Genomic DNA, 21,939 nt, shown 5'->3' with positions numbered 1-21,939 from the left:
AAATTATCAATAGTTTACAGTTTATTTCTACTACTATACCATGTGGTGAGCATTATCAACAAGACTGTATGCAGTAACAATAAGTGATATGCTCCTTGGCCTTTGGGCCACGCTACGCGAATGGAGCCGCTACGCGAACGGATTCTCTTGTACCTTGGCTTAAGGCAACCAAACCCAACATCTTTTCTGTCTTCTGTTACCTTGATTGATTAGGTTTCAGTTTCCTTAAACCCCACCTACACCTAGTCACTCCTGACTTGAGACTCCTAAATTTTAGAGCTTTACCAATCCTAAATCAATTTTGATAATTTTAGTTCCCTACTCCCTACTCCCTACTCCCTACTCCCTACTCCCTACTCCCTACTCCCTACTCCCTATTCCCTACTCCCTACTCCCTACTCCCTACTCCCTACTCCCTATTCCCTTTACTATTTTAATTGAAAGTCCAAGATCCCAGTTAGACATGCTCCTCAACCCAACTGCGGTCAAAAATCGATTCATAAATCCGGTTATTGACTCTCAGACATCCCTGTTGCTTCACCACTAACCCAGACAACAGCAATTCCTTTTCCTCTGGACTGTCAACAGCCACCACTTCTCCCTGCTCCACAATTTGTCGATATATCTCCAATAGCCCAACAGATTGCTGACTCTCCAGGATGCGATCGCGTATAGTTCTCAAATGCTCCGGTTCATCCTGGGATTCCCAATTCTCTATCACCTTGGTTCGCACCAAATTTTCAATCCATTCAGCTTCGTCGTTGATAGGGATAGCAGATGAAGTACTGCGGATGAATTGACAGATCTTTTGGGTCAAAAAAGGCTGACCACTCGTCCATCCTAACAGTTCTTTGAGCAGTGTTTGAGGATTGCTGACTTTCTCTGCTAATCCTTGAAGCAAAGGTTGGGCTTCATGCTCTTTAAAACCCTCCAGTTGAATCGCCTGACCAATATTAAAAGGAGTTCTTTGGTGGTCCGTAATTAAGCCAGAGGGGGTAGCAACCCCAAACAGAGCAAACGTTAAATTGCCATAGTCTCGATTGATAGTACGCTGATTATAGCAAGAGCGAATCAGAGCAAAAAAGTCATTAACTGGAAAATTCAAGCCCAAGACGCTATCAACTTCATCGATAAAAACTACCCGTTTATTGGGTAAACTGTTATCTGGTTGATCAACCTCACCCAGCAAGACTTCTTCAATAAATTGACTCAACCGCTGAACCGTAGAAATATCTGCTCGTTCATTCCACCACTTTTTTAAATTCACCTTTCTTAGTAAACCAAAACTTCGCCATAGCTCTACTGCCAATCCCTTATACCATTGGTCAGGGGTAACATTTTCGCTGCCAATCCGAGTCAAGTCGATCGCCGCGCAGCTAATCCCCTCATTGTTGAGGTGGTTAATCATACGTACCATCAGGCTTGACTTGCCCATCTGGCGGGGATTGAGAATATAACAAAACTCCCCTTGCTTTAAAGCTTTATAGAGAGTTCTGTCAGCAGAACGCACCACATACGTGGGAGCATCCATCGGTAAACTTCCCCCCACTTGATAATCAAAATTCGACGCTTGTTCGTCACTTTTGAGTAACTCGTTTTCAAATATTAGTTCCGCTTGAGTGGCTTTGAGAACGTCCAAAGTTTGAGATAGTTCTTGAGTGCGCTCTTCTACTTTAAGCTCTAGATTTCGGTTATAGTCTTCTAACTGTCCATACAGACGAGCATTTTCAATAGAGATAGCAGCTTGAGCAGAAAGCATTCTTAAAACTTCAATGCGATCGCTGGTAAATGCGTCTGTGGTTAAATTATTTTCTAAATATAAAATACCGCTTAGTTTACCTTGATTTAACAAAGGACTACAGATAATCGATTTGGGTTGAGTGGCAACAATGTAGGGGTCACGAGTAAATTGTCCTTGATTAGCCGCATCACTTAAGACTAAATTTTCCTGGGTGCGAGCCACATAATTGATGATAGAGACTGACAAGACCGGGGTTTGACTAGCAGCATCCACAGAGTCTACTGGCAGGGATTGCAGTGTAGTCACCTGATCAGAATCCACTGTTCCTTCAGCTTCAATTACCCAGTTATCGTCTTTATCGAGTATCAGAAAACCTTTTTGAGCCCCAGCATTCTCAATCAGGATTTTCATTAACTTTTCCAGCAACTTGTCTGGGATAATTTCCCCAGAAATAGTTTGCGATGCTTTGAGAATGCTATTGATATCCAAAACACCGGATGTAGTTTTACCTGAGTCGGTAATTGACGGATTTAAGCTAGTTTTAATACTATTTGTTGAAACTGTAGCTAAAAATTGTGGGTATCGAGCTTCCAAATCCTTTACCTTAGCCACAGCTCCCCAGCCTTGATAAGTATAGTGGGCATCTTGTAGGTAGTGGCGAGCAACGTGGTTTTGGTTTCTGGCTAAATAGAATTTGCCTGCGAGTTCATAAGCTAGGGCTTCGTCGTTGAGATAGTCGTTTTTATGGGCTAAAGTAATAGCGCGGTCGTAATAGTCTCTAGCTTCGCTATCTTTGCCTAAAACTCGAGATCGTTCAGCTTCGACTAGATAAAATTTGTGTAGAAAATTCATCGGAGCTTGCTTTGCCCAGAGTTCCATTTTTTCTTGTTTAGCAGCAACATTGGTCAAAATTTCTGCTCTTTCAGTCTCTGAAGCATCAGGATAAAATGCTAGTCGAGCCAAGGCATCATAGAAGTAGGCAGTGGTAAGGAAGAATGATGAGCCAGCATTGGCAGCATAGTCTTCAAACTGGTCGGCATATTCAACAGCTTGCTGAAATTCCTGGAAAAGATAACACAGAGTGAGTTTATGTAAATACACATGCATCATCCCAGTTTGATCTCCACTGGCAAGATGGACTGGTATCATCTTTTCTTCATCGTATACTTCACCAATCAAACGGCAGGGATTGTCGGCTTGTCCCATCAAGTTAAGGATAGCCTGCAGATAGGTTTGATTCCAATGAAGGTAAGCTTCCTGCTGAGTTTGAATACTAGCTGCAATTGCTTTCGCCGTCTCTTTCTTAGCATCCGTCAGCTCAATGCCGCTTAGGTACAAAGCGCAGGCATAGGTACCCATGACACTAACAGCAAATTCAAGATCTCCAGTTTCTATAGCACTTTGATAAGCTTCCATGGAAACAGATGATGTCTCCCTGAGCGGTTCTTTCCAATGCTTGAGATATAGCTTATATATTGCATAAATTCTTGCTTTGAATTTTTTATCTTTGAATCGTTCTAGTAACTTCAAAGCCAGTTGACCAAACTGATAGCCAGCCTCAAGCTCCCCTCTTAAGCAGAGGATATGCCCGTAACCTGCATAGGGAAAAGGGGAATCAGGGGAATTACCATACTGAATCGATAAATTCACCTGTCGGCACCAAATTACCAAGCTGAGTTGATTCATTGCTATGTAGGCAGAGCTCAACAAGTAGCTCATAACCCGCATAGCTGCTAGTTTATGGGGATCGGTCATTTGGGGTAAGTCCATTAGCTGCTGGGCTTGCCTGCCCCCCAAGGCAGACTTGATCTGCTCTATCTCTCCCGTCAGATCAGATTGGCTGGATTGTTCGGGTAATTCGATCCCAAGTAATTTCAGAACGTCTAGCCCAGTTTTGATTGCTTCTATAAATTTTATTTGAGCACAATAGGCTTGGATTTTGACTTCATAGACTTTGACTTTGTCTAGCAGTGTTTGGGCTTTTTGTAAGACTATCTCAGTCAAGGGCTCCATTTCATCGTAGTTGGCAATTGTATAAGCTGCTTCTGCTGCCTCCACATACAAATCTAAGCTGAGGTGATACTGCTGCGACCAACTCTGGTTACCTAACAAACTTAAGCCGGTCTGGAGATAATTGAAACCAAGTTGATGAGCAGCTGAAGATTTGGCTTTTTTCCCTGCCCGCAGATTTAATCGAGCTAACTCATCTCGCTCTGTTTGTTGCTCAATTAGCTCCCGACCTTTGTTCAACTGGTTAACAATCTCAAACAGCTTCTGTTCAGATTCTTCAGAGGATGTATTTTGCAGTAACAACTTGCCAACCCCCAGATGTACTGCTTGGGTATCTGCTTTGGGAATGAGGGAGTAAACTGCTTGTTGGATGCGGTCGTGGGCAAATTTGTATTCTACAATTAACTGATTTGACAACCCTTCGATATCAAGTTCCACCAACTGGTAGGCATAGCTAAGTGGCACAATTAGACCAGATTGGAGTGCTGACCGTAAATCAGTTGCAGTTTCCCCTATAGATTTTTCATATATCACTGCCAGTGTTTTCAGATCAAACTGGTTCCCTATGCAAGCTGCTAATTTTAATAATGCTTGAGTTTGTGTGGGTAAGTTTTTAACTTTTTTAGTCATCAACTCCACCACATTATCTGTAAGGGGTTGCGCTTTTATTTGCTCTATATCCCACTCCCATTTCTGAGAAGGATAGTTAAAATACAACCAACATTCAGAATACAGAGATTTTAAGAACTCATTGATGAAAAACGGATTTCCACCAGTTTTTTCCTGTATTAATTTTGCAAGGGATTTAGCAGTTATTGAATCTCCGAAAAAGGTATCAAGGATAAGTTGGGTAACATCAGTTAAGGCTAAGGGGGGAAGTAGTATTCTCTTAATTATTACCCTGGCTTTTTCAAGCTGTTCCAAACTTTGAGTCAGCGGATGTACGTCGTTTACTTCATTATCCCGATATGCCCCAATTAGAAACAGATATTTATTATCTGCTGCTGTCATCAGCAGTTGAATTAATTCCAGGGAAGCTCTATCTGCCCACTGTAAGTCGTCTAAGAAAATGACTAACGGATGTTCGGGTTGAGAGAATATCTTAATAAATTTTTTAAAAACAAAATTAAAGCGATTCTGCAGTTCTGTTGGCGGAAGCTCTGGAAGAGGTGGTTGTGGACCAATAATCAGTTCTACTTCAGGAATAACTTCAATGATTACCTGTCCATTTTTCCCTAATTCCCTTTGCAGCTTCTCTCGCCAATTGTTAATCTCTGCCTCACTTTCTGTGAGTAACTGTTGTACTAATGACCGAAATGCCTGAATTAAGGAAGCGTAGGGAATATCTCGTTTAAACTGGTCAAACTTACCAGAAATAAAATAGCCATGTTGGCGAGTCAGTGGCTTATATACCTCCTGTATTAATACGGACTTCCCAATACCAGAATACCCCGAAACCAGCATGATTTCACTAGCTCCTTGGCTGACTCGATCAAAAGCAGCTAATAGGGTAGAAATCTCCTGTTCTCGTCCATACAGTTTTTGTGGTATTTGAAATTGATCGGAAACATTGTGCTGATCGATCACGAAAGCATCAATTTGCCCTTTGGTTTGCCACTGTCTGAGACATTCTTCTAAATCTGCCTTGATCCGATAGGCTGATAGATAGCGTTCTTCAGCATTTTTCGCCATCAATTTGAACAAGAGCGCTGAAAGAATTGCTGGAATCTCTGGTTTTAGTTCCTGTGGTGGTGTCGGTTGTTTAGCAATATGACAATGGACTAATTCCAAAACATCATTGCTGGGGAAGGGTAACTGTCCCGTCAGCAATTCATAAAAGGTCACCCCCAGGGAGTAAAAATCAGTGCGGTAATCGATGGCTCGATTCATGCGACCCGTTTGTTCTGGGGAGATATAAGCTAGGGTTCCTTCTAATACATTCGGATTGCGAAAAGTTGAGATTTCTCGGGACAGTGTGGTTGAAATGCCAAAATCAATTAGCTTAAGCCTACCAGTATTCTGATTTAAGATAATATTTGATGGGTTAATATCTTTGTGAATAATATGCTGCTGGTGAACCTGACCGAGAATGTCAACAATCTCAATGGCCAGGTGGAGAAACTCAGCAATGGTGAATTCCTGCTTCGGAATGATCCGATTGAGAGATTCGCCCCCAAAATCTTCTAACACCATTACCCAGTTAGTTTCTAGGTTTTCCCAGCTGTAAACATCGATTACACCGGGTAGGTTAATAGTTTGGGTTGTTTCATACTCTCGCTTGAACCAAGCAATGCTTTCAGGGGAAGGATAAGCCTGTTTGAGCATTTTAAGGATAACAGGTTGGTCATCTGCTCGCCGATGTCCGCGATAGACCAGGGAGTTGGTGCTCTCATGGAGTTTTTCCGTAACTTGGTAACCTGATAAATCGCGCATACTTACCTCCTTTAAAGGAGTTTTTATGATAAAAAACCGCACTGGTTGTGGTTTGAGCTGATCAAATAATAATCCATTTGCCCAATTGTACAAAGTTATGAGTGATTTACAGCAATTTTCGCCCCCCTAGGGCGTGTTTTCAAAGTTTTCCGCAAGATTATGATCCCCCCCAGCCCCCCTTAAAAAAGGGGGGAGCCATACTCAAAGTCCCCCTTTTTTAAGGGGGATAATGGGGGATCTCCGAGGCAAGAAAAAACGCCCTAGCCCCCCAAGCGAGGGATTGCAGCTAAAGGTAGTGAAGTCGATTCATCTGAACACAGCTGTAAAGTCAAATACCCCACCTAACCTAACGGTTAAGTGGGGTGCATCTCCTAAAAGCTGTTTGACCCGGTGGGTGGAATGGGCACCTTTACAAAAGCAATGCAGCTTCTTCTTCTTCTTCTGATGGAGAAGGGTCTGGATCTGGCATAGGAAAAGGGTCTGGATCTGGCAAGGGATCGGGACCGGGATCCATAAAAGTAAGGGCAAGGGGAACTTGTTGCTCTGCAAATAACGCTGCAATTTTAGCAGCTTCTTTGCTGATCATCGCCGTCTGCTCTGCTTCAGATAAACCCACCTTGTCCATTACGGAACTGGGGTTATTGATGAAAACACTTTGTTTGTTGGGGTCAAGGGCCAAATCGGTTAATAAATCAAATAGTTTACTCATCAGATATCCTCCTAATTTTTATCGTCACGAATCAAGAATCTAAGCTAATCGTCGTGATTTTATCCACTGCAACAATTTCTTAAATGTTTCTACCCGTTCTTTTTCTAACAATACTGGAGTTTGATAAAGCCTTTCCAGTGCGTATTGATCATAGATTATCAAGGCAAGCACTCGATAAGGCAATGGTTCACCAGTTATATCATCACAGTGTTGATCAAAATATCGCAGAACTTCACTTAAATCAGCAAGGAAGGAAAGACCACTGGCAGATCCTTCGACCCATGCAAAGTTTTGCCACAGCCATAATTGTGCCTCTGCTTTAATCTTAGGATTGTTGAGCTTAGGATTGTTGATATCAGGATTGTTGGGTTCAATATTTTTGGGTTCAATATTTTTGGGTTCAATATTTTTGGTAAACTTCTTGAGGACATCATCAACAAGCTTCTTTAATTTATGTCCTGACATACATTCTTCCTTCGCCAGCATCTCCAACTTATTCTTGGTTTTAGGATCAGCCTTTATCATGTATATCAATACTGCTTTACATATCTCAGCAAGCTTGGCATCTATTTTTTGAATAAGTATTTTGCATTCTTTTCTAAATTTCTGATTAAGTTTATCTTCTTCCTTCTTTTGTGTACCTTCAATTACCTTGAGAATGAGTTGACCTATCAAATCACCTGGCTTCAGGATCAAGATTTGTTGCGTACAAGCGATCGCTCCACTATAGTATCTTTCTTTCTTTTCTGAGTTATCTTCTCTCTTCGTTAAATAAAAAAACAGAAATGCATGTTCATAAAGACTTACCCTCCTGCTTACTAAGCTTGAAACAGGATAATAAGAGTTTTGTAAAGTCTCCATGTCTGGAGATATTTGTGTTTCTACTCCCAAATCCCACAATGACTCCTGGTATTCTTGAGCTAATCTGTGAACTGTCGATCGCATACCCCAAGCCCAGGCATATGTGGGCATAAGTTCAATCGCTCTGTCAAGATAATTCAAAGCTTGTTGTTTACTTTGTTCATCTATCTCATTCTTGGCTAATTTCTTCTTATCCAGAGTTATTTTAAGGCGGTAGGTTGCTCCCAAGTGAGCTAATGCCCACCCATAGTTGCTGTTTTCTGGTGCTTGATGAGCAAGGGCTTTTTCAAAATGTTTTATAGCTGATTTAATAGATTTATTTTTCTGCTTTTTATCATTTTCTGTAATTGCTCGTAGACGGTAGGTTTCACCTAGATGTGCATGAGCCCAGAGATAGTTATCATTCTTTTCGACGGCTTTTTTCAAGTACTCTTCGGCCTGACCATAATCCATCAACTCGTAGTAAATTGTTCCTAGGTGGGCATTGAGCCAAGCATTGTCTGTCTTATCCTTACGTTGGAGCTCTTTAAAAATCTCAATCGCCTGTTCATAGGCCCCTGACAAGCGAAGAGTTTCTGCTTTTTGAGCAAGAGCCCAAGTGTTATTATCCATCTGGATCAAATTCCTCCTTGACTGTTATTAGAAACTTAATTGATTGAGGTTTGTTGTTTCAAACCCTTAACTATAGCGTTTGGATCTGGGTTGTAAACACACTTCTTGCTGTAAAAGGCAAAAGGCAAGAGGCAAAAGGCAAGAGGGGAAAGAGGTCCGGAGTTTTATTGTCCAAAAATATCATACAGGTTTACATCTCATTGAGAAAGGCTATATAGCAATCCCTGTAGGAATTGTGATAATTGTTGATGCCATATTCCCTACTCCCTACTCCCTACTCCCTACTCCCTTTCCTATAGCGAGTAATGCCTGAGTTCTCGGGTGATCTCGCCACTCCATCCAAGCTGGGTCGTGACCGACTAACTCAATGGCTTCATCATTAATAGGAATAGCGTCTTGTAGATATTCCCATGCTTGTTCGCAGTTACCTACCAAGATGGCTAAGGCGCTCAGTCGGTACAGAATATCTCCTCGATCCCCTGTGTCCCATTGAGACAGCAATACTGTCCGCGTACGCTCAATCTCGCTTTTGGCCTGGGTCAATCCTTGCCAACGAGCCTTCGCTACTGCAATACAGTACAAAGCTGTAGTGTCATCAGGAACTTCCTCTAACCTCTGCTGGGAACAAGCGATCGCTTCAGCATATCTATTGGCATAGTTGAGTAGTAACCCCCGTTCAATCCGCCAATTTTTCACAAATATGGTTTTGTCAAAGGCGATCGCTCGGTCAAAATCAATCAGGGCTTTCTTGTAGCACTTCATCAGCTCATAAACTCGGGCACGATAGGCAATTGCCCAAAGGTAATCCGGCTTCAGCTCAATGGCTCGATCCAAGTCAGCCACTGCCATTGTGTAATATGCTTCCCCCATAAAGCGGTAGGTTACGCCCCGGTGAGCGAGGGCCCAAAGGTAGTTAGGGTTGAGATCAATAGCGCGGCTAAAATCTGTTCGGGCTTCCTGATAACGTTTCATTTCATAGTAGGTTTCCCCACGGTGAGCGAGAGCCCAAGGGTAGTTAGAATTTAGCTCAAGGGCATCGGTGAACTTAGCGAGGGCAGCTTCAAAATCTCCCATCAGCCGATCCGCCTCACCTTCCTGAGCTAGAGCTTTAGCTTTCTCAGGGTTCTGTGCGATCGCTAACTTGAGGTCAGACATAGTTTGTTGATAAGTCATCAGATCTGTTTCTCCCCTGTAGCTTCTTGAACAAAAGACATACCTAAGCGCGCCATCATGTCTTTGTCCACAGGTGCTAACCCTTGAGGCGGAATATAAAGGGTTGAAACCTCAGTAACACTGCTCTGTGGTAGCTTGGACAGAGGAATACGCTGGATAACTGGTTGGCAAACTGGATAATAAACAGCTGCTTCGTAAACAATCACTTCATGGTCACCTCCATAATGTGTTTTTAAGACCTCAGTCAATATAGTTAGAGGACGAAACTGTTCCTCCGGTTTGTAAAAACCGAGATTGCCAACCATGGCAATCTGCCACAAAATCAAGGGGCTAGTGGGGTCAAATTTACGCCGTCGAATCAAAAAGTCCGTTGCTTCAAAACTTTGACACCCGTTTCGACCAGGATCCAGACCAAGGTCAGCAAATAAGCAATCTTCCGCAGAAATCCCAGGTAGCATCTGTGCTGTGAAGCCTTCACGATGTGCCTGTTTAATAGCTGCCTGCACTGGATTGGCAAAAACCCCAGGATGACCGTAAAAAACAGCACAGACATTCAGCCCCTTACGAACGTCTGTCAATATCCTTTCGGTCATTTCTTGATAAGTATCTCTGCGCCATTGATTGTTCCGGTTATATGGCAAAGCTTCTGCTGTGGCATTCAATTCTTTGAGCCATTTAGCCGTTACTGGGTCAGCCAACGCATATAAAACCTTGTCCGCTTGTTCTATCCAGGCTTTCGCCCCCAAAGTCAGATGACTTACCAATTGAATCCCCGTACCAACAATAGTTAAGGAGCCAGTTTCCAAATTCAATTTACTCTTCAGCTTAGAATCGGAGTTTTTCATCATCAGAGTAACAGACACAATAGAGCGGTTTTAAATTAGGTGAGGTACATGTTTTTAGGGAGCAGGGAGCAGGGAGCAGGGAGCAGCGGATATGGGAAAAGGGAGCAGGGAGCAGGGAGCAGGGAGCAGCGGATATGGGAAAAGGGAAAAGGGAAGAGGGAAGAGGGAAAAAATAATGTGTACCTCATGAGTCCTAGAAACGCTATAAACAAAACATTGAATCGTGAAAGGAGCATTAAAAACTGATCTAGGGTTTCTCGAATAACTGAGATACATCAAATTTTCTTCCCTGCTCCGTTCGCGTAGCGTGGCCTACGGCCTCAGTCCCTGCTCCGAAGTCCCTAAATCAATGATTAGACTACAAGAAAGATGCTGTGTACATAAACTGTTGTTCTCCCTTTTTAATAAAAAACTGCCGATACAATTCACAAGCTGCGATCGCTTGAGCACCTGAAAGTTTAATCAACCCCATACTGCTTAACTTGTGAGTTAGGATGGGGTCTAAGGGCACAGGTTCAGTGGCCTTGAGAACCGTATCAAGAGCTTGTGCTAATTCCGGCTGTTTTGCCAATGTTGCCCAATGACGCTGCAAGTGATTAGCATAAATTCCGGTGGCAGTGGGAGCACTTGCTAGCAGTTGGGAAAGAGTTATCTCCTTGCGACTAAGATGATAGAGCGTTAAGTTTACCAGTGCCGGATGTCCCCCCAGCATTACCATTAATTGTCTAGCTTCTTCCGGACCTATCCAGTCGAGTCCGTAGCGTTGAGCTAACTGCTGCACCTCCTCCTGGCTGAATTTGTTTAACTGAACCGGCAGCCCCACATTGAAAGGAGACTGGTTAAGCTCCAGAGGAACGTAAATTTCCGTGGAGTGAACCACTACCAGGCGAAGCTTTTGCCAGATGGGCAGTCTTTTCCCTTCTTCGTACCAAGAACGCAACAGAGGTAAAAAATCCTTCGCGACTTGGGGATGCTCGAAAATCTGGCTGACCTCATCCAATGCCAAGATTAGGGGAGTATCAATTAACTCTAGTAGATAGTCTTGGAAGTAGAGGGTGCAGCTAATCTTACTGCCCAGGTCTTCATCCCAATACTCATCTAGCATCGGTTTACGCTGAAGCTGGTGAGCAATGTTGGCACACAGCCAGCGCAAAAATTGATTCAAATTGCTCAAAATTCCCTGCTCGACTTGCTCTAGGTTCAAGCTGACAGTATGGTAGCCCAGGCGGTTGCCATGGTCAAGAATCCTGAGCAGCAGTGAAGTTTTGCCCATTTCTCTGGGAGCTTTAATCCTGATTAACGCTCCCGGTTTCTTGATTTCTTGATAAACTTGCTCCTCAAGGGAAGAGCGTTCTAGGTAAAACGGAGAGTCGAGAGGGACTGAGCCACTAGGGTAGCTTGGTAGTATCTCATGGGTTTCATTGGCGGGATTTTCCGCCAGATATTGCTTGACCAGATCTTGCGTCAAAGGTTTTGTCTCTTGGTCTGCTTGGGCGGTGGCATAAGACTCCAGCAGCACCCGACAGTTTTTCTTGCTTACCCGCTGGCCAATCACCTCCGAAAGTCGCTGATACAAATCTGGAGCAACGACATTAGAAAGGTACCCTGGACTATAATCTGCTTTGAGGGCAATTTGGTTATAAGTTCTATACTGCCAAACCCCACGCAGCATCATAACTTCCGTGGAAGTCAGGGGTCGATTTTGGTTCTCTGTTAGTTGACGGTCAACAATTTCCAGGATAGTATCGAGGTTCATTTAAAATGTCACCGAAATTGATCAACAAGCACCTTTTAAGTGCTCGAGCAAACGTGACACACCGAAACGAGCGATGGCAGTCTTACCGTCCCCTTTTGGGAACTAAAAGCTATAGTGTTTATTGAATTTAAAAAACACTATAGGTATATAGGAATCAGCCAATTATATGGGTTTACCCTAAGAGGTTGTCTGAGAAGTCTCATTTGCTACATCAAAGCCCCCGTTGGTCCCCCGAGCGAGCAATCCCTCGCTCGGGGGACTTTTAGCCGCAAATTGATTCTTGTTCCCCCCAGAATTGGGGGGCTAGGGGGGCAAAATTCAGTATCAAAAAACTTTTCAGATATCCTCTAAATGAGCCACCAATTTTAGAGCTGAACACTGGGCAATGGCACCCCAGTTAACCAGCAGTTAACCATAGAAAACAACTATTAATAACTAGTAATTTCATACAATACCTAGTCTTGGGAATGAGTCTTGGTGGGGCTCAATAATACCCATAACTATTTATTTACGACTAGAGATTTACCCTTGATTTAGCAGCTTTACTACTGTATTAGTTTAATTCCAATTAGGATTCGCGCAGTAATAACTCTCCCATTTATGCATACTAATTGAGAGGTGTAACTCTTGCTAATTAAGGAATGGCGTTATAAAATCTTTGTCGAAATTAACCTGTAATAGGTAATTTATTTTTGCGCGACTCCTTAAATCCGGAAATGCACCAAGATTTAAGAATTTCAACTCTTAGCGATCAGCTAGTTCAAATAACTAAGGCTGGTCAGCTACCAGTCGATTAAAGGGATAATGTTACTCCTCTCGGTGGAACGGGCATATTTCCCGTTTCTTGCGAGTAGGGAGCTTAACGATATGGCAGGCATTCAAGGCAAAATTTCCTCCTTTGATTTATTATCCTGACCCTAAGTGAGCTTACCATATATAATTTCCAGGTGACTATTAAATATTGTTAACTAGTTGTCTTACTGGGAATCCCTGACAGGGGAGTGTGATAATAGCAGATAATAGCAGATAATAGCAGATAATAGGCAAACTAGTGGTTTTTGCGCTTCACAGCCATTGATTTTGTTTGTATAAACGCGATTTAGTCAGATTTTTAGAAGCGGAAAATGGGTAGATAGGGATAATTCTCGCCATTTACCGCTTCTGTTGACTCCCGACTTTCCACTTTATATAGGGTTTCTATTTGAGATGTAAACGTATAGGGTCTTTTTGGATTGGACAATAAAACTTTGAATCTCTTTCCCCTATTGCGTTTTGTCGATTGCATCTTGACTTTTTGAGCAATATTTTTGTTTACAACCTATATAAAAACTCTAGAGATGAGTTTTTACATGAATTTTTACATGAGTTTTTACATGAATTTTTACATGAGTTTTATGAGATTAAGAGAGTGACATACTCCCACACTGAATCGTAGATTACAGTGTGGGCTTCTTACCAACTCCACCTACTGGTTCGGATACTCGGTAAGCTTTATTTCCGACGGGATGCCCCACCGCCAACTTCAATATATTGATCGCCGCATTTACATCACGATCCTCGGTATAACCGCAGGAAGGACAGGAATGGATGCGGTCTTTTAATTTCTTGGGAACTTTTGTTCCACAATTGGAGCAATTTTGACTGGTGTTTCGGGGATTTACTGCAACTGTGACCAAGCCAGCATTTAAGGCCGTAGGCCACGCTACGCGAACGGCTTTGCTTGATAATATACACAGAAATTGACCCCATCCAGCGTCTAGCAAGGATTTAGCTAGTTTAGTCCTAGCTAAACCTTTGATGTTCAGTTTCTCATGAGCAACCAAGTCGTGATTGATTAGTAAACTCCTAGCGGTCTTAAAGTGAAAATCTTTTCGGGTGTCAGCTACTTTCTTGTGTGCTTTCCCTAGTTTAGTGACAGCCTTTTTTCTGTTGTTACTACCTTTTTTGGAGCGGCTAACAGCTTTTTGGATCTTTTTCAACCGCTTTTGAGCCTTTCGATAATATTGAGGAATCGGTACTTCAGATCCATCAGACTTTACCAGAAAAGACTTTAGACCCATGTCTATCCCGATGGGATTTTTAACACTGTTGACTGGGATGACGTCCGGGACAGTGTCATCTTGAATGGATAGCGTGACGTAGTACCCGTCAGCCTTCCGAGTTATAGTTGCTGTCTTGACTTTAAAGCCTTCTGGAATAGGTCGATGATAAATCATTTTGACTTTCCCAAATTTAGGAAGAGTCAAGATATTGCCATTTATAGGACTCTTAGACAAAGAAGGGAAGGTGAAGGACTTGTACCTGTTTTTACTCTTAAACCTAGGTCTTCCACTCTTTCTACCTTTACTGTCACCTTTTAAGAACCTCTTGAAAGCTAAGTCAACTCTTTTAACGCAGTCCTGAAGCACTTGGGATTGTACTACGCCATACCATGGTCTATCTTTCTTTAGTTTAGGAAGAGTTTTCTTCTGAGAAAAATAGTCAGGATTGTTCCGTAAGTCCGGCAAATGACAAACAAGAGGACAAGAATTAATGGAGCAGCGATTATGTTCATACCAGTTGAATCGGTCAGCAAGTAAGTAGTTGTACTGATGTCGGAGCATATCCAACCATCTTTCTACCTCCGCCTCCTGTGATTTGGTTAATCTTAATCGGTATTGATATGCTGCTCTCATTGTTGCAACCTTTTGTTTTTCGACCTATTATTAGGATAGCAAATGTAGTGACAGGTGTAAATCCATAAAATTAAAAATCAAAAACTAGTAGTCAGAGTTACTGAATTTGAAAAAAGACAATTACAATAAGAGGCAGACAGGAGAGGAATGACTTATTCTGAGTTACTTAGAAGCTTGATAGCTCGCTTCCCTTTACCGAAAGACTCTGTGTAGAATTCATCCCACGCCGACTTTCAGTTCGGACGTGGGGCTTCTTCTACCGGGCAGCTAAAAGCAGAAGTACTATCACATGGTGATCGGGTAATCCAGGTCAAAACGGGCAAAGTCTTGCAGTAAGAGGGACTCACACTCATAGATGTTATTCGCCAGATGAGTCAGAAATTCATTCTGCACTCGCCAATCAAACCCATGCAACCATACCACTTCTGTAACACAATTTACCGTTGTAACTAACCGACTGGTACAACTGCTAAAAAACTCAACCACTTGACCATGATGTTGATCGGCTGAATCATAGAAAGCCACCAACAAGCCTGTATCCACCAAAATAGCAGGATGATAGGTCATACTTCTCGTTGATGGCTTGCCCGTATCCGAGAAGCAATAATCTTTCTACAAATACCGGGATAAACGCAACCTAAATCCAGGCAATACATTCTCACCAAATAATTCCGTGGGAAGGTTTCGCACCGCTACCTCTTGCCCTTGACAATAAATTTCCACTTGCTGCTGTTGGGGATTAATCAACCATCCCAACTTTACCCCTACATCCCTATATTCCCCCATCTTAGAACGCAGCATTTCCAAATCATCCGTTGCTGACCTTAACTCAATCACAAAATCCGGTACAATCGGGGGAAACTTGCGTCTTTGTTCTGGGGTAAGGGCTTCCCAACGTTCCCTTCGAATCCAAGCGCAATCAGGAGAACGATTTGCGCCATTGGGCAACTTAAATACAGTGGAAGAACTGAAGGTATAACCGAGACCAGTTTGCCGATTCCAAATTCCCAAATCGATAATTAAATCTGCTTCTCGATTGCCGCTCTCACCGCCAACAGGTGGCATGATAATTAATTCTCCCTTGGCCGTTCGTTCAAACTGTAACTCGCGGTTATTCTGACATAGCTGATAGAACTGTTCGTCTGTCAGCTCAATGGTGTCTAAATTTAATGCCAAAGGAGTCATAAGCGCGTTTTTATCTGGGTTGTAAAGACACGTATTGCATCATAAATAGGCAAAAGGCAATAGGCAAGAGGCAAGAGGGGAAAGATATCCGGAGTTTTATTGGACAAGAAAAAAAGACTTCCTAGGTTTACCTCTCCTACACGAAACGCTATAGTGGTCAAGTCTCTCCTATAGCACCATCATACAGGAATCGAGAACAAGGGATGCGCGCCCATTGAGCCGCTACGCGATGAAGCGTTCGCGTAGCGTGGCCTACGGCCTCAGCTTCCGCGCTTATGCGATCGCACTCGAGAATTGATGACCAACTCGACATCCCCAAGCCCTCACCGGGTCGCAGGCGGAGATTATTTAGTCCAGGTGCCAATTCAGACTGCCTTAAAAGCTGCCCTTTACCTGGGGATGTGCGAGGCAGGGATTACATCACTCCAATTGGCCCATACTCTACAATTAGAATAGGAAGTTCTTGAGGAAGAAAGCCAATGACATGGCAAGAATTGCAAAACCAAGCATTGCAATTACCAATAAGCGTACGCTGGCGTTTAGCTGGCCGGTAAAAGAAGCCCCACATCCTGATGCGTAGCATAGGTGTGGGATGAATTTTACACAGAGTCCTTGGGATCGGGAAAGCGAGCTATTAAACTTCTAAGTACCTCAGATTGGTTCATTCCTCTCTTCTCTGCCTCTTGTGCTAATTTTTTCTTTTCGTATTCGGTTAAACGGATTGTCATTTTTATAGTTTTCATTTTGACTTGCCATTTGGCTGGTTGTGTTATCTATTAATGATAGGTCGAAAAACAGAGGACAGCAACAATGAGAGCAGCCTATCAATACCGGCTAAGATTGACTAAGTCGCAAGAAACGGAAGTAGAAAGATGGCTGGACATGCTCCGATGTCAATATAACTACTTACTGGCGGACAGGTTTAACTGGTATGAACAAAATCGCTGCTCTATTAACTCTTGTCCTCTTGTTTGTTATTTGCCGGATTTACGAAATAATCCCGACTATTTTTCCCAGAAAAAGACTCTACCTCAACTAAAGAAGGATAGACCTTGGTACGGAGTTGTTCAATCTCAAGTTTTACAAGATTGCGTAAAGAGAGTTGATCTTGCCTTTAAACGATTTCTTAAGGGTGACAGCAACGGAAAGAAAAGTGGGAGACCTCGATTTAAGGGAAAAAACAGATATAAATCGTTTACATTCCCTTCGCTTTCCAAAAATCCAATACAAGGAAATATTTTGACTCTTCCAAAATTCGGGAAAGTCAAAATGATTTATCACAGACCCATTCCAGAAGGTTTTAAGATCAAGACAGCTACTATAACCCGTAAAGCAGATGGGTATTATGTTACGCTGTCGATCCAAGATGATACTGTACCCGACATTATTCCAGTAGATGGTGTAATTAACCCTGTCGGGATAGACATGGGTCTCAAGTCTTTCCTGGTGAAGTCGGATGGTTCAGAAGTCCCTATCCCTCAGTACTATCGGAAAGCTCAAAAGCGTCTAAAGAAAATCCAACAATCTGTCAGTAGATCGAAGAAAGGGAGTATTAACAGGAAAAAGGCTGTTAACAGACTAGGGAAGGCACACAAGAAAGTAGCGGATACAAGGAAAGACTTTCATTTCAAGACCGCCAAGGAGTTACTAGACAATCACGATCTAGTTGCCCATGAAAAGCTAAATATTAAAGGTCTAGCTAAAACTAAACTAGCTAAATCTGTGTTAGACGCTGGATGGGGACAATTTCTGTCTATATTGTCAGTCAAAGCCGAAAATGCTGGACTGGTAACAAAAGCAGTAAATCCCAGAAATACAAGCCAGAACTGTTCTAACTGCGGGAAAAGAGTACCGAAGAAACTAAAAGACCGCATCCACTCTTGTCCTCATTGTGGTTATGTAGCTGACAGAGATGTAAATGCGGCGATCAATATATTGAATTTGGCGGTGGGGCATCCCGTCACAAGTAAAGCTTACCGAGTAACCGAAGGGATACCTGGTGTTGGTAAGAAGCCCACACTGTAATCTTTGATTCAGTGTGGGAGTATGTCACTCCAGTCCCTTTTGGCCTCAATTGAACAAGATGAGTGACGCATTCCCCCACCACGAGAACGCAGGTGGGGGTCTGAGAACGGCAAATTGTGTTATAGTTAATTTAGCTTGAGCGGTACGGCAAAGGACAGAACAAGATTCTGAGCAACCTAGAGGCACGACCTCTCAACGCCAGGGAAAACAGACCTGTAAATCCTTTGTAGTCGGTTTATATACGTCAGACTCTAGGTAAAAGTTTATAATACAAGCCCCATAGCGGAAACGACTTGGGGGAATAGTCCAGCAAAAGTCCTGGCTATTCGGCGAGAATGCCGCCTGTCGCGAGGGATAAAACCTTGTAATTAAGACGGACACCCCCACCACGAGAACGCAGGTGGGGGAAGCATTCATCAAGAAACCCTGTTATCTAAGTCTTATAGCTCAAGTTCAACACCAATGACTGGTCTTGATAATTGGACTCAAAGCCTACTTGGTGTGGTTGAGCTAACTCCAGAGGATTCCAAAGAGTCCTACATCGATTATCTTGAGGCAAAATACAAGTGATCGCTTCTGCTGTTTGTGAAAGGCGATCGCTTTTTTGCTGACTTCTTCTCCTAATTAAATCACTAAAATGGATGTAACGCCATAACAATCCTAGAAAGAAAAGCTAATGGAAGTTACCTTTGATCTACCTGATGAAGTAGTCACTCAGCTTCAACCCTTTTGTGATCAGCTACCTGAAATCCTAGCCTTAGGATTGCGAGAATTTAATGCTATTCCTCAAGAAGGTTTTTCCGGTATGGCTGAAGTCTTGGAATTTTTGGCAAGCCTCCCTACAGAATCAGCTATTATTGCTCTACGCCCCTCAGAAGCCTTACAATCTCAGCTATCTATCCTCAAAGAGAAAAATCGGACAGTGGGTTTGACTCCAGCCGAGGAACAGCTCTGGCAACATTATCAATATTTAGAGCATATTGTCAGAATCGCCAAAGCTAGGGCATTTTTGAAGCTAAAGGAAGCTGAGGCTCAATGAGCAAAACCTATATTCCTGTCGCCCTACAAATACCGGGATAAACGTAACCTAAATCCAGGCAATACATTCTCACCAAATAATTCCGTGGGAAGGTTCCGCATCTCTCCTATAGCACCATCATACAGCAATCGAGAACAAGCAATCGCTTTTCAATTGAGTTTGAAGATGATAGTGCGTTTCATAATTAATTGTAAAAAGCACTGTATCGTTACTTGATTATCTATTGCCTGTTGTCTGTTGCCTCTTGCCTTTCCCGAAGAGATTCTGTTTACGACTCAAATAGAAGTGCTATAGTGCGATTGGCCTACGGCCTCAGCTTCCGCGCTTATGCGATCGCATTTTAGTTTTAGGCCTCTTGCAAAAGCATTTTTCTGATAGTGTTTACGTCAATTCTTGTCCACTGTTCCCAGATCCGCTGTTCCCTGTTCCCGACAACTGCCGCGAAGTCTTTTCAATCCCACACTCGACCCAAATCCAACACAAAACCCGGTAACACCTCTTCACCGGACAACTCAGTTGGATTCTCCAACACTTCCACCGCCAAACCCGGTCGATAAATTTCCACCAGTCGCTGCTGTGGATCGATTAACCAGCCCAGTCTCGCGCCATTGTCGATATACTCCGTCATTTTAGCTTCTAGAGACTGAACCCGATCTGAGCTAGACCGTAACTCAACCACAAAATCCGGGCAGATATTAGCAAAGGTTCCTTTTTGTTCTGGAGTAAGTGCCTGCCAACGTTCTCCGCTCACCCAACAGGCATCGGGAGAACGAGTGGCACTATTAGGTAAAATGAAGCCAGTAGAAGAGTCAAAGGCTTTACCCGGTTCCCCTGCATTACGCCACCAAAAATACAACTCTCCAGAAATACTCCAATTTAGCTTTCCAGTTTTCCAGCCTGTTGGTGGGTTCACAATTAACTCTCCAAGTGCCGTTCTTTCCAGTCTCAAGTCGCGGTTGGCTGCGGCAAGGGCTGCAAACTGTTCCTGGGTGACGTACAACCCGATTGTCTTAGGCAACTCAATCAATAGAGTTTCGGTTTCTGGACTGGCAGGTGTTTGTATCATCTTGACCTCTATTTATAAGACCCGGTGGTAAGGAAATCCTCGTGTCAATATTCAAAACGAAAAGATTGGAAAGGCTAAACTTTATTAAGTTCATCAAGTTTTACAGGCTATTGAGAAGTTAGAGGATAGTAATGAAAGTTAATTACCAACACTATACTTATAGCATCAAATGGTCAAAAGAAGATGAGGAGTTTGTGGGATTGTGTGCAGAGTTTCCCAGTCTATCTCACCTTGACACATCTCTGGTAGCTGCTTTAGAAGGCATTAGTAATTTAGTCGCAGAAGTCCTCGAAGACATGGAAACCTCTGGAGAACCTATTCCACAACCTCTTGCCGAGAAAAAATATAGCGGTAAATTTCAAATACGAATTCCACCGGAGCAACATCGTTCATTGGCAATAAAAGCAGCTGAGTCTGGAGTAAGTCTTAACCGTTACATAAGTTTGAAGCTATGTAGCTAGGGATTCGAGCATCATAGAGCAATCGAGAACAAGCGATGCGCGTGGATTGAGCCGCATCGCGAGTCACTCGAACGCGCCCCGCGTGGCCTACGGCCTCAGCTTCCGCGCTTATGCGATCGCCCTTGACTTTACCCTTAGAAAAGTAGGTTCTTCAGTACCTTTTATGCTAAACCGACAGTTAAAAAAACTCATAAAGCTTACGGTACAAGGGTTATTTGGCTATTTAACTAGCAAAATTTTCTGAATACGGCCTCTTTCCCCTGCTCCCTGCTCCCTGCTCCCTGCTCCCTTTGCCAAGCGATGCAGCGCGGTCTTGGGGGTTTCCCCCATGAGCGACTGCATCAAGAAAGTGTTGATTTAGCATAACAAGTACGGAAGAGCCGAAAAGTAAAGTGCTTGAGGGAGAGAGCCAATGACATGCTAAGAATTGCCAAACCAAGCCTTGCAATTACCTATAGGTAACTACTTATGAGGTATAATAATACAGAGATTAACTAGTGAGTTATAACAATCTGGGATAAAATCTTACTCAATTGACTTTCGGCCAAAATTTCTAGAAGTCCATAAAAAGTAAAATCCACTAATATGAGTAAGAAAAAAAAGAAAAAACATCCTGGGGGACATAAGTTTTATGAACCTAGCGACTATAGGCCGGTAAACTGTAAAAACGTCCCAGGAGAACGAGCTAGGAAAAAGTGTAAGAAATGGAACAAATTTGTTGCAGAAAGAGCTAAGCTGAAGAAACAAGGTCTGTTTGAAGAGATGAAAAAACTAGAGGAAGAATACCACGGAATAGACTTAACACAAGAGACGACTGTCGATACTCCAGATTGCCTTGAAGAAGAAGAATTGTACTACGACGGTTATTTAGATGAATACAGAACTTGGTTTTAAGGTAAGCATTCAGCCGTCAGCGGTCAGCCGTCAGCTAAAAGCTCACGCGTGCGCGAACAGCTTATTTTATTCAAAAGCACCGATCTAGTAGCGATGCATCGCTAGAGCGACTGTAATTGAAAGCCTCTTTTCCCCTTTGGTCTCGGAGAATAAAAGCCAGCCCATAGTATTGATTATTTACCGCATAAACTATCCCTGGGATTATAAGTAGCAGAAATCGTAACAAATAGTTAATACTAAATATCAAAGCTAGCCCAACTAGAGGAATGAAACTCGAAACTATTTTTTGGACTATAGTCTGATAAGTGGTATGTCTTCCATGAATATAATTTTCTGTAATCAGCGATAGGGCTATGTAATAGTCAAACTTGCTAAACCTATAACAATAGAAACAACTACAAAAAAAGCCAGAAACAATCCTTAAGTATTATTGGTATTTTCCGGGTTGAAAACT

The 21,939-nt window shown here is 42.8% G+C and carries 21 protein-coding genes; 7 read left to right on the top strand and 14 right to left on the bottom strand.

Translation table 11 applies throughout. From position 1 onward, the window contains the following. Positions 1 to 301: 301 nt before the first annotated feature. Positions 302 to 547: a hypothetical protein gene (locus BJP34_RS40900; protein ID WP_149031175.1), complete on the top strand. Its 246-nt coding sequence runs from the start codon at positions 302 to 304 to the stop codon at positions 545 to 547. On the opposite strand, the gene BJP34_RS25400 is transcribed toward BJP34_RS40900, so the two are convergent. The 3 genes from BJP34_RS25400 to BJP34_RS25390 all read right to left on the bottom strand — a co-directional run bounded on the left by BJP34_RS25400 (position 458) and on the right by BJP34_RS25390 (position 8,366). Beyond that, positions 458 to 6,184 carry an AAA family ATPase gene (locus BJP34_RS25400; protein ID WP_070396876.1) on the bottom strand — a complete coding sequence of 1,909 codons (5,727 nt, stop codon included), beginning with the start codon at positions 6,182 to 6,184 and terminating at the stop codon, positions 458 to 460. The two genes, BJP34_RS40900 and BJP34_RS25400, sit on opposite strands and share 90 nt — an antisense overlap. 409 nt (positions 6,185 to 6,593) lie before the next feature. Continuing rightward, positions 6,594 to 6,893: a hypothetical protein gene (locus BJP34_RS25395; protein WP_070394746.1), complete on the bottom strand. Its 300-nt coding sequence runs from the start codon at positions 6,891 to 6,893 to the stop codon at positions 6,594 to 6,596. A gap of 39 nt (positions 6,894 to 6,932) precedes the next feature. Then, a complete protein-coding gene (locus tag BJP34_RS25390) occupies positions 6,933 to 8,366 on the bottom strand; it encodes a tetratricopeptide repeat protein (protein ID WP_070394745.1) in 1,434 nt (477 codons plus the stop codon). Positions 8,367 to 8,445: 79 nt separating this feature from the next. Between BJP34_RS25390 and BJP34_RS40895 the strand changes: the two genes are divergently transcribed. Continuing rightward, a complete protein-coding gene (locus tag BJP34_RS40895; protein WP_149031174.1) occupies positions 8,446 to 8,679 on the top strand; it encodes a hypothetical protein in 234 nt (77 codons plus the stop codon). Here BJP34_RS40895 and BJP34_RS25385 read toward each other — a convergent pair. From BJP34_RS25385 to BJP34_RS25350, 9 genes are all read right to left on the bottom strand, one after another. After that, positions 8,634 to 9,539, bottom strand: coding sequence for a tetratricopeptide repeat protein (locus BJP34_RS25385; protein ID WP_083305342.1), 906 nt, complete (start codon positions 9,537 to 9,539; stop codon positions 8,634 to 8,636). The two genes, BJP34_RS40895 and BJP34_RS25385, sit on opposite strands and share 46 nt — an antisense overlap. Further along, complete coding sequence (locus BJP34_RS25380) at positions 9,539 to 10,402, bottom strand: SAM-dependent methyltransferase (protein ID WP_229424020.1); 864 nt, start codon at positions 10,400 to 10,402, stop codon at positions 9,539 to 9,541. The genes BJP34_RS25385 and BJP34_RS25380 overlap by 1 nt, the downstream gene beginning before the upstream one ends. Before the next feature lie 17 nt (positions 10,403 to 10,419). Further along, entirely contained in the window at positions 10,420 to 10,572 is a 153-nt protein-coding gene (locus BJP34_RS44490; RefSeq protein WP_158517470.1) for a hypothetical protein, read from the bottom strand. 170 nt (positions 10,573 to 10,742) lie between these two features. Further along, complete coding sequence (locus BJP34_RS25370; RefSeq protein WP_070394743.1) at positions 10,743 to 12,140, bottom strand: AAA-like domain-containing protein; 1,398 nt, start codon at positions 12,138 to 12,140, stop codon at positions 10,743 to 10,745. 1,436 nt (positions 12,141 to 13,576) lie between these two features. Then, the gene (locus BJP34_RS25365; protein ID WP_070394742.1) at positions 13,577 to 14,815 is read right to left on the bottom strand and encodes an RNA-guided endonuclease InsQ/TnpB family protein; all 1,239 of its coding nucleotides are present in this window, start codon (positions 14,813 to 14,815) and stop codon (positions 13,577 to 13,579) included. 285 nt (positions 14,816 to 15,100) lie between these two features. Next, the gene (locus tag BJP34_RS25360) at positions 15,101 to 15,382 is read right to left on the bottom strand and encodes a hypothetical protein (protein ID WP_202972023.1); all 282 of its coding nucleotides are present in this window, start codon (positions 15,380 to 15,382) and stop codon (positions 15,101 to 15,103) included. Positions 15,383 to 15,427: 45 nt separating this feature from the next. Next, positions 15,428 to 16,000 (bottom strand): Uma2 family endonuclease, encoded by a 573-nt coding sequence (locus BJP34_RS25355; protein ID WP_070394741.1) that lies wholly within the window; start codon positions 15,998 to 16,000, stop codon positions 15,428 to 15,430. A gap of 157 nt (positions 16,001 to 16,157) precedes the next feature. Continuing rightward, positions 16,158 to 16,364, bottom strand: coding sequence for a hypothetical protein (locus tag BJP34_RS40885; protein ID WP_149031171.1), 207 nt, complete (start codon positions 16,362 to 16,364; stop codon positions 16,158 to 16,160). Positions 16,365 to 16,599: 235 nt separating this feature from the next. Next, positions 16,600 to 16,743 (bottom strand): plasmid mobilization protein, encoded by a 144-nt coding sequence (locus tag BJP34_RS25350; protein ID WP_070392622.1) that lies wholly within the window; start codon positions 16,741 to 16,743, stop codon positions 16,600 to 16,602. A 67-nt stretch (positions 16,744 to 16,810) separates the two neighbouring features. Here BJP34_RS25350 and BJP34_RS25345 point away from each other — a divergent pair, with 67 nt between their 5' ends. The 3 genes from BJP34_RS25345 (at position 16,811) to BJP34_RS49445 (ending at position 19,408) form a co-directional block, all read left to right on the top strand. Next, the gene (locus BJP34_RS25345; protein ID WP_070392621.1) at positions 16,811 to 18,025 is read left to right on the top strand and encodes an RNA-guided endonuclease InsQ/TnpB family protein; all 1,215 of its coding nucleotides are present in this window, start codon (positions 16,811 to 16,813) and stop codon (positions 18,023 to 18,025) included. A gap of 676 nt (positions 18,026 to 18,701) precedes the next feature. After that, positions 18,702 to 19,064: a hypothetical protein gene (locus BJP34_RS25335; protein ID WP_070394739.1), complete on the top strand. Its 363-nt coding sequence runs from the start codon at positions 18,702 to 18,704 to the stop codon at positions 19,062 to 19,064. 212 nt (positions 19,065 to 19,276) lie between these two features. Further along, a complete protein-coding gene (locus tag BJP34_RS49445; protein ID WP_267876374.1) occupies positions 19,277 to 19,408 on the top strand; it encodes a hypothetical protein in 132 nt (43 codons plus the stop codon). Between the two features lie 107 nt (positions 19,409 to 19,515). Here BJP34_RS49445 and BJP34_RS25330 read toward each other — a convergent pair whose 3' ends face one another. Next, positions 19,516 to 20,130 carry a Uma2 family endonuclease gene (locus BJP34_RS25330; protein WP_070394738.1) on the bottom strand — a complete coding sequence of 205 codons (615 nt, stop codon included), beginning with the start codon at positions 20,128 to 20,130 and terminating at the stop codon, positions 19,516 to 19,518. 131 nt (positions 20,131 to 20,261) lie between these two features. On the opposite strand from BJP34_RS25330, the gene BJP34_RS25325 reads away from it, so the two are divergent. After that, positions 20,262 to 20,591: a type II toxin-antitoxin system HicB family antitoxin gene (locus BJP34_RS25325; RefSeq protein WP_070394737.1), complete on the top strand. Its 330-nt coding sequence runs from the start codon at positions 20,262 to 20,264 to the stop codon at positions 20,589 to 20,591. A gap of 219 nt (positions 20,592 to 20,810) precedes the next feature. Here BJP34_RS25325 and BJP34_RS49440 read toward each other — a convergent pair whose 3' ends face one another. Next, entirely contained in the window at positions 20,811 to 20,933 is a 123-nt protein-coding gene (locus BJP34_RS49440; protein WP_267876373.1) for a hypothetical protein, read from the bottom strand. A gap of 243 nt (positions 20,934 to 21,176) precedes the next feature. Between BJP34_RS49440 and BJP34_RS25320 the strand changes: the two genes are divergently transcribed. Beyond that, positions 21,177 to 21,485 carry a hypothetical protein gene (locus tag BJP34_RS25320; RefSeq protein ID WP_070394736.1) on the top strand — a complete coding sequence of 103 codons (309 nt, stop codon included), beginning with the start codon at positions 21,177 to 21,179 and terminating at the stop codon, positions 21,483 to 21,485. Positions 21,486 to 21,939: the final 454 nt, after the last annotated feature.

Source organism: Moorena producens PAL-8-15-08-1 (genome assembly GCF_001767235.1).
Taxonomy (GTDB): domain Bacteria; phylum Cyanobacteriota; class Cyanobacteriia; order Cyanobacteriales; family Coleofasciculaceae; genus Moorena; species Moorena producens_A.
Note: the sequence above shows the minus strand (reverse complement) of the source record. Positions and strands in the feature narration are given on the sequence as shown.

Bases quoted from the DNA above. Each gene is read 5' to 3' on its own strand.
- BJP34_RS25400 (WP_070396876.1), bottom strand. From the start codon at position 6,184: ATGCGCGATTTATCAGGTTACCAAGTTACGGAAAAACTCCATGAGAGC.
- BJP34_RS25395 (WP_070394746.1), bottom strand. From the start codon at position 6,893: ATGAGTAAACTATTTGATTTATTAACCGATTTGGCCCTTGACCCCAAC.
- BJP34_RS25390 (WP_070394745.1), bottom strand. From the start codon at position 8,366: ATGGATAATAACACTTGGGCTCTTGCTCAAAAAGCAGAAACTCTTCGC.
- BJP34_RS25385 (WP_083305342.1), bottom strand. From the start codon at position 9,539: ATGACTTATCAACAAACTATGTCTGACCTCAAGTTAGCGATCGCACAG.
- BJP34_RS44490 (WP_158517470.1), bottom strand. From the start codon at position 10,572: ATGAGGTACACATTATTTTTTCCCTCTTCCCTCTTCCCTTTTCCCTTT.
- BJP34_RS25370 (WP_070394743.1), bottom strand. From the start codon at position 12,140: ATGAACCTCGATACTATCCTGGAAATTGTTGACCGTCAACTAACAGAG.
- BJP34_RS25365 (WP_070394742.1), bottom strand. From the start codon at position 14,815: ATGAGAGCAGCATATCAATACCGATTAAGATTAACCAAATCACAGGAG.
- BJP34_RS25360 (WP_202972023.1), bottom strand. From the start codon at position 15,382: ATGACCTATCATCCTGCTATTTTGGTGGATACAGGCTTGTTGGTGGCT.
- BJP34_RS25355 (WP_070394741.1), bottom strand. From the start codon at position 16,000: ATGACTCCTTTGGCATTAAATTTAGACACCATTGAGCTGACAGACGAA.
- BJP34_RS25350 (WP_070392622.1), bottom strand. From the start codon at position 16,743: ATGAAAACTATAAAAATGACAATCCGTTTAACCGAATACGAAAAGAAA.
- BJP34_RS25345 (WP_070392621.1), top strand. From the start codon at position 16,811: ATGAGAGCAGCCTATCAATACCGGCTAAGATTGACTAAGTCGCAAGAA.
- BJP34_RS25335 (WP_070394739.1), top strand. From the start codon at position 18,702: ATGGAAGTTACCTTTGATCTACCTGATGAAGTAGTCACTCAGCTTCAA.
- BJP34_RS25330 (WP_070394738.1), bottom strand. From the start codon at position 20,130: ATGATACAAACACCTGCCAGTCCAGAAACCGAAACTCTATTGATTGAG.
- BJP34_RS25325 (WP_070394737.1), top strand. From the start codon at position 20,262: ATGAAAGTTAATTACCAACACTATACTTATAGCATCAAATGGTCAAAA.
- BJP34_RS49440 (WP_267876373.1), bottom strand. From the start codon at position 20,933: ATGCAGTCGCTCATGGGGGAAACCCCCAAGACCGCGCTGCATCGCTTG.
- BJP34_RS25320 (WP_070394736.1), top strand. From the start codon at position 21,177: ATGAGTAAGAAAAAAAAGAAAAAACATCCTGGGGGACATAAGTTTTAT.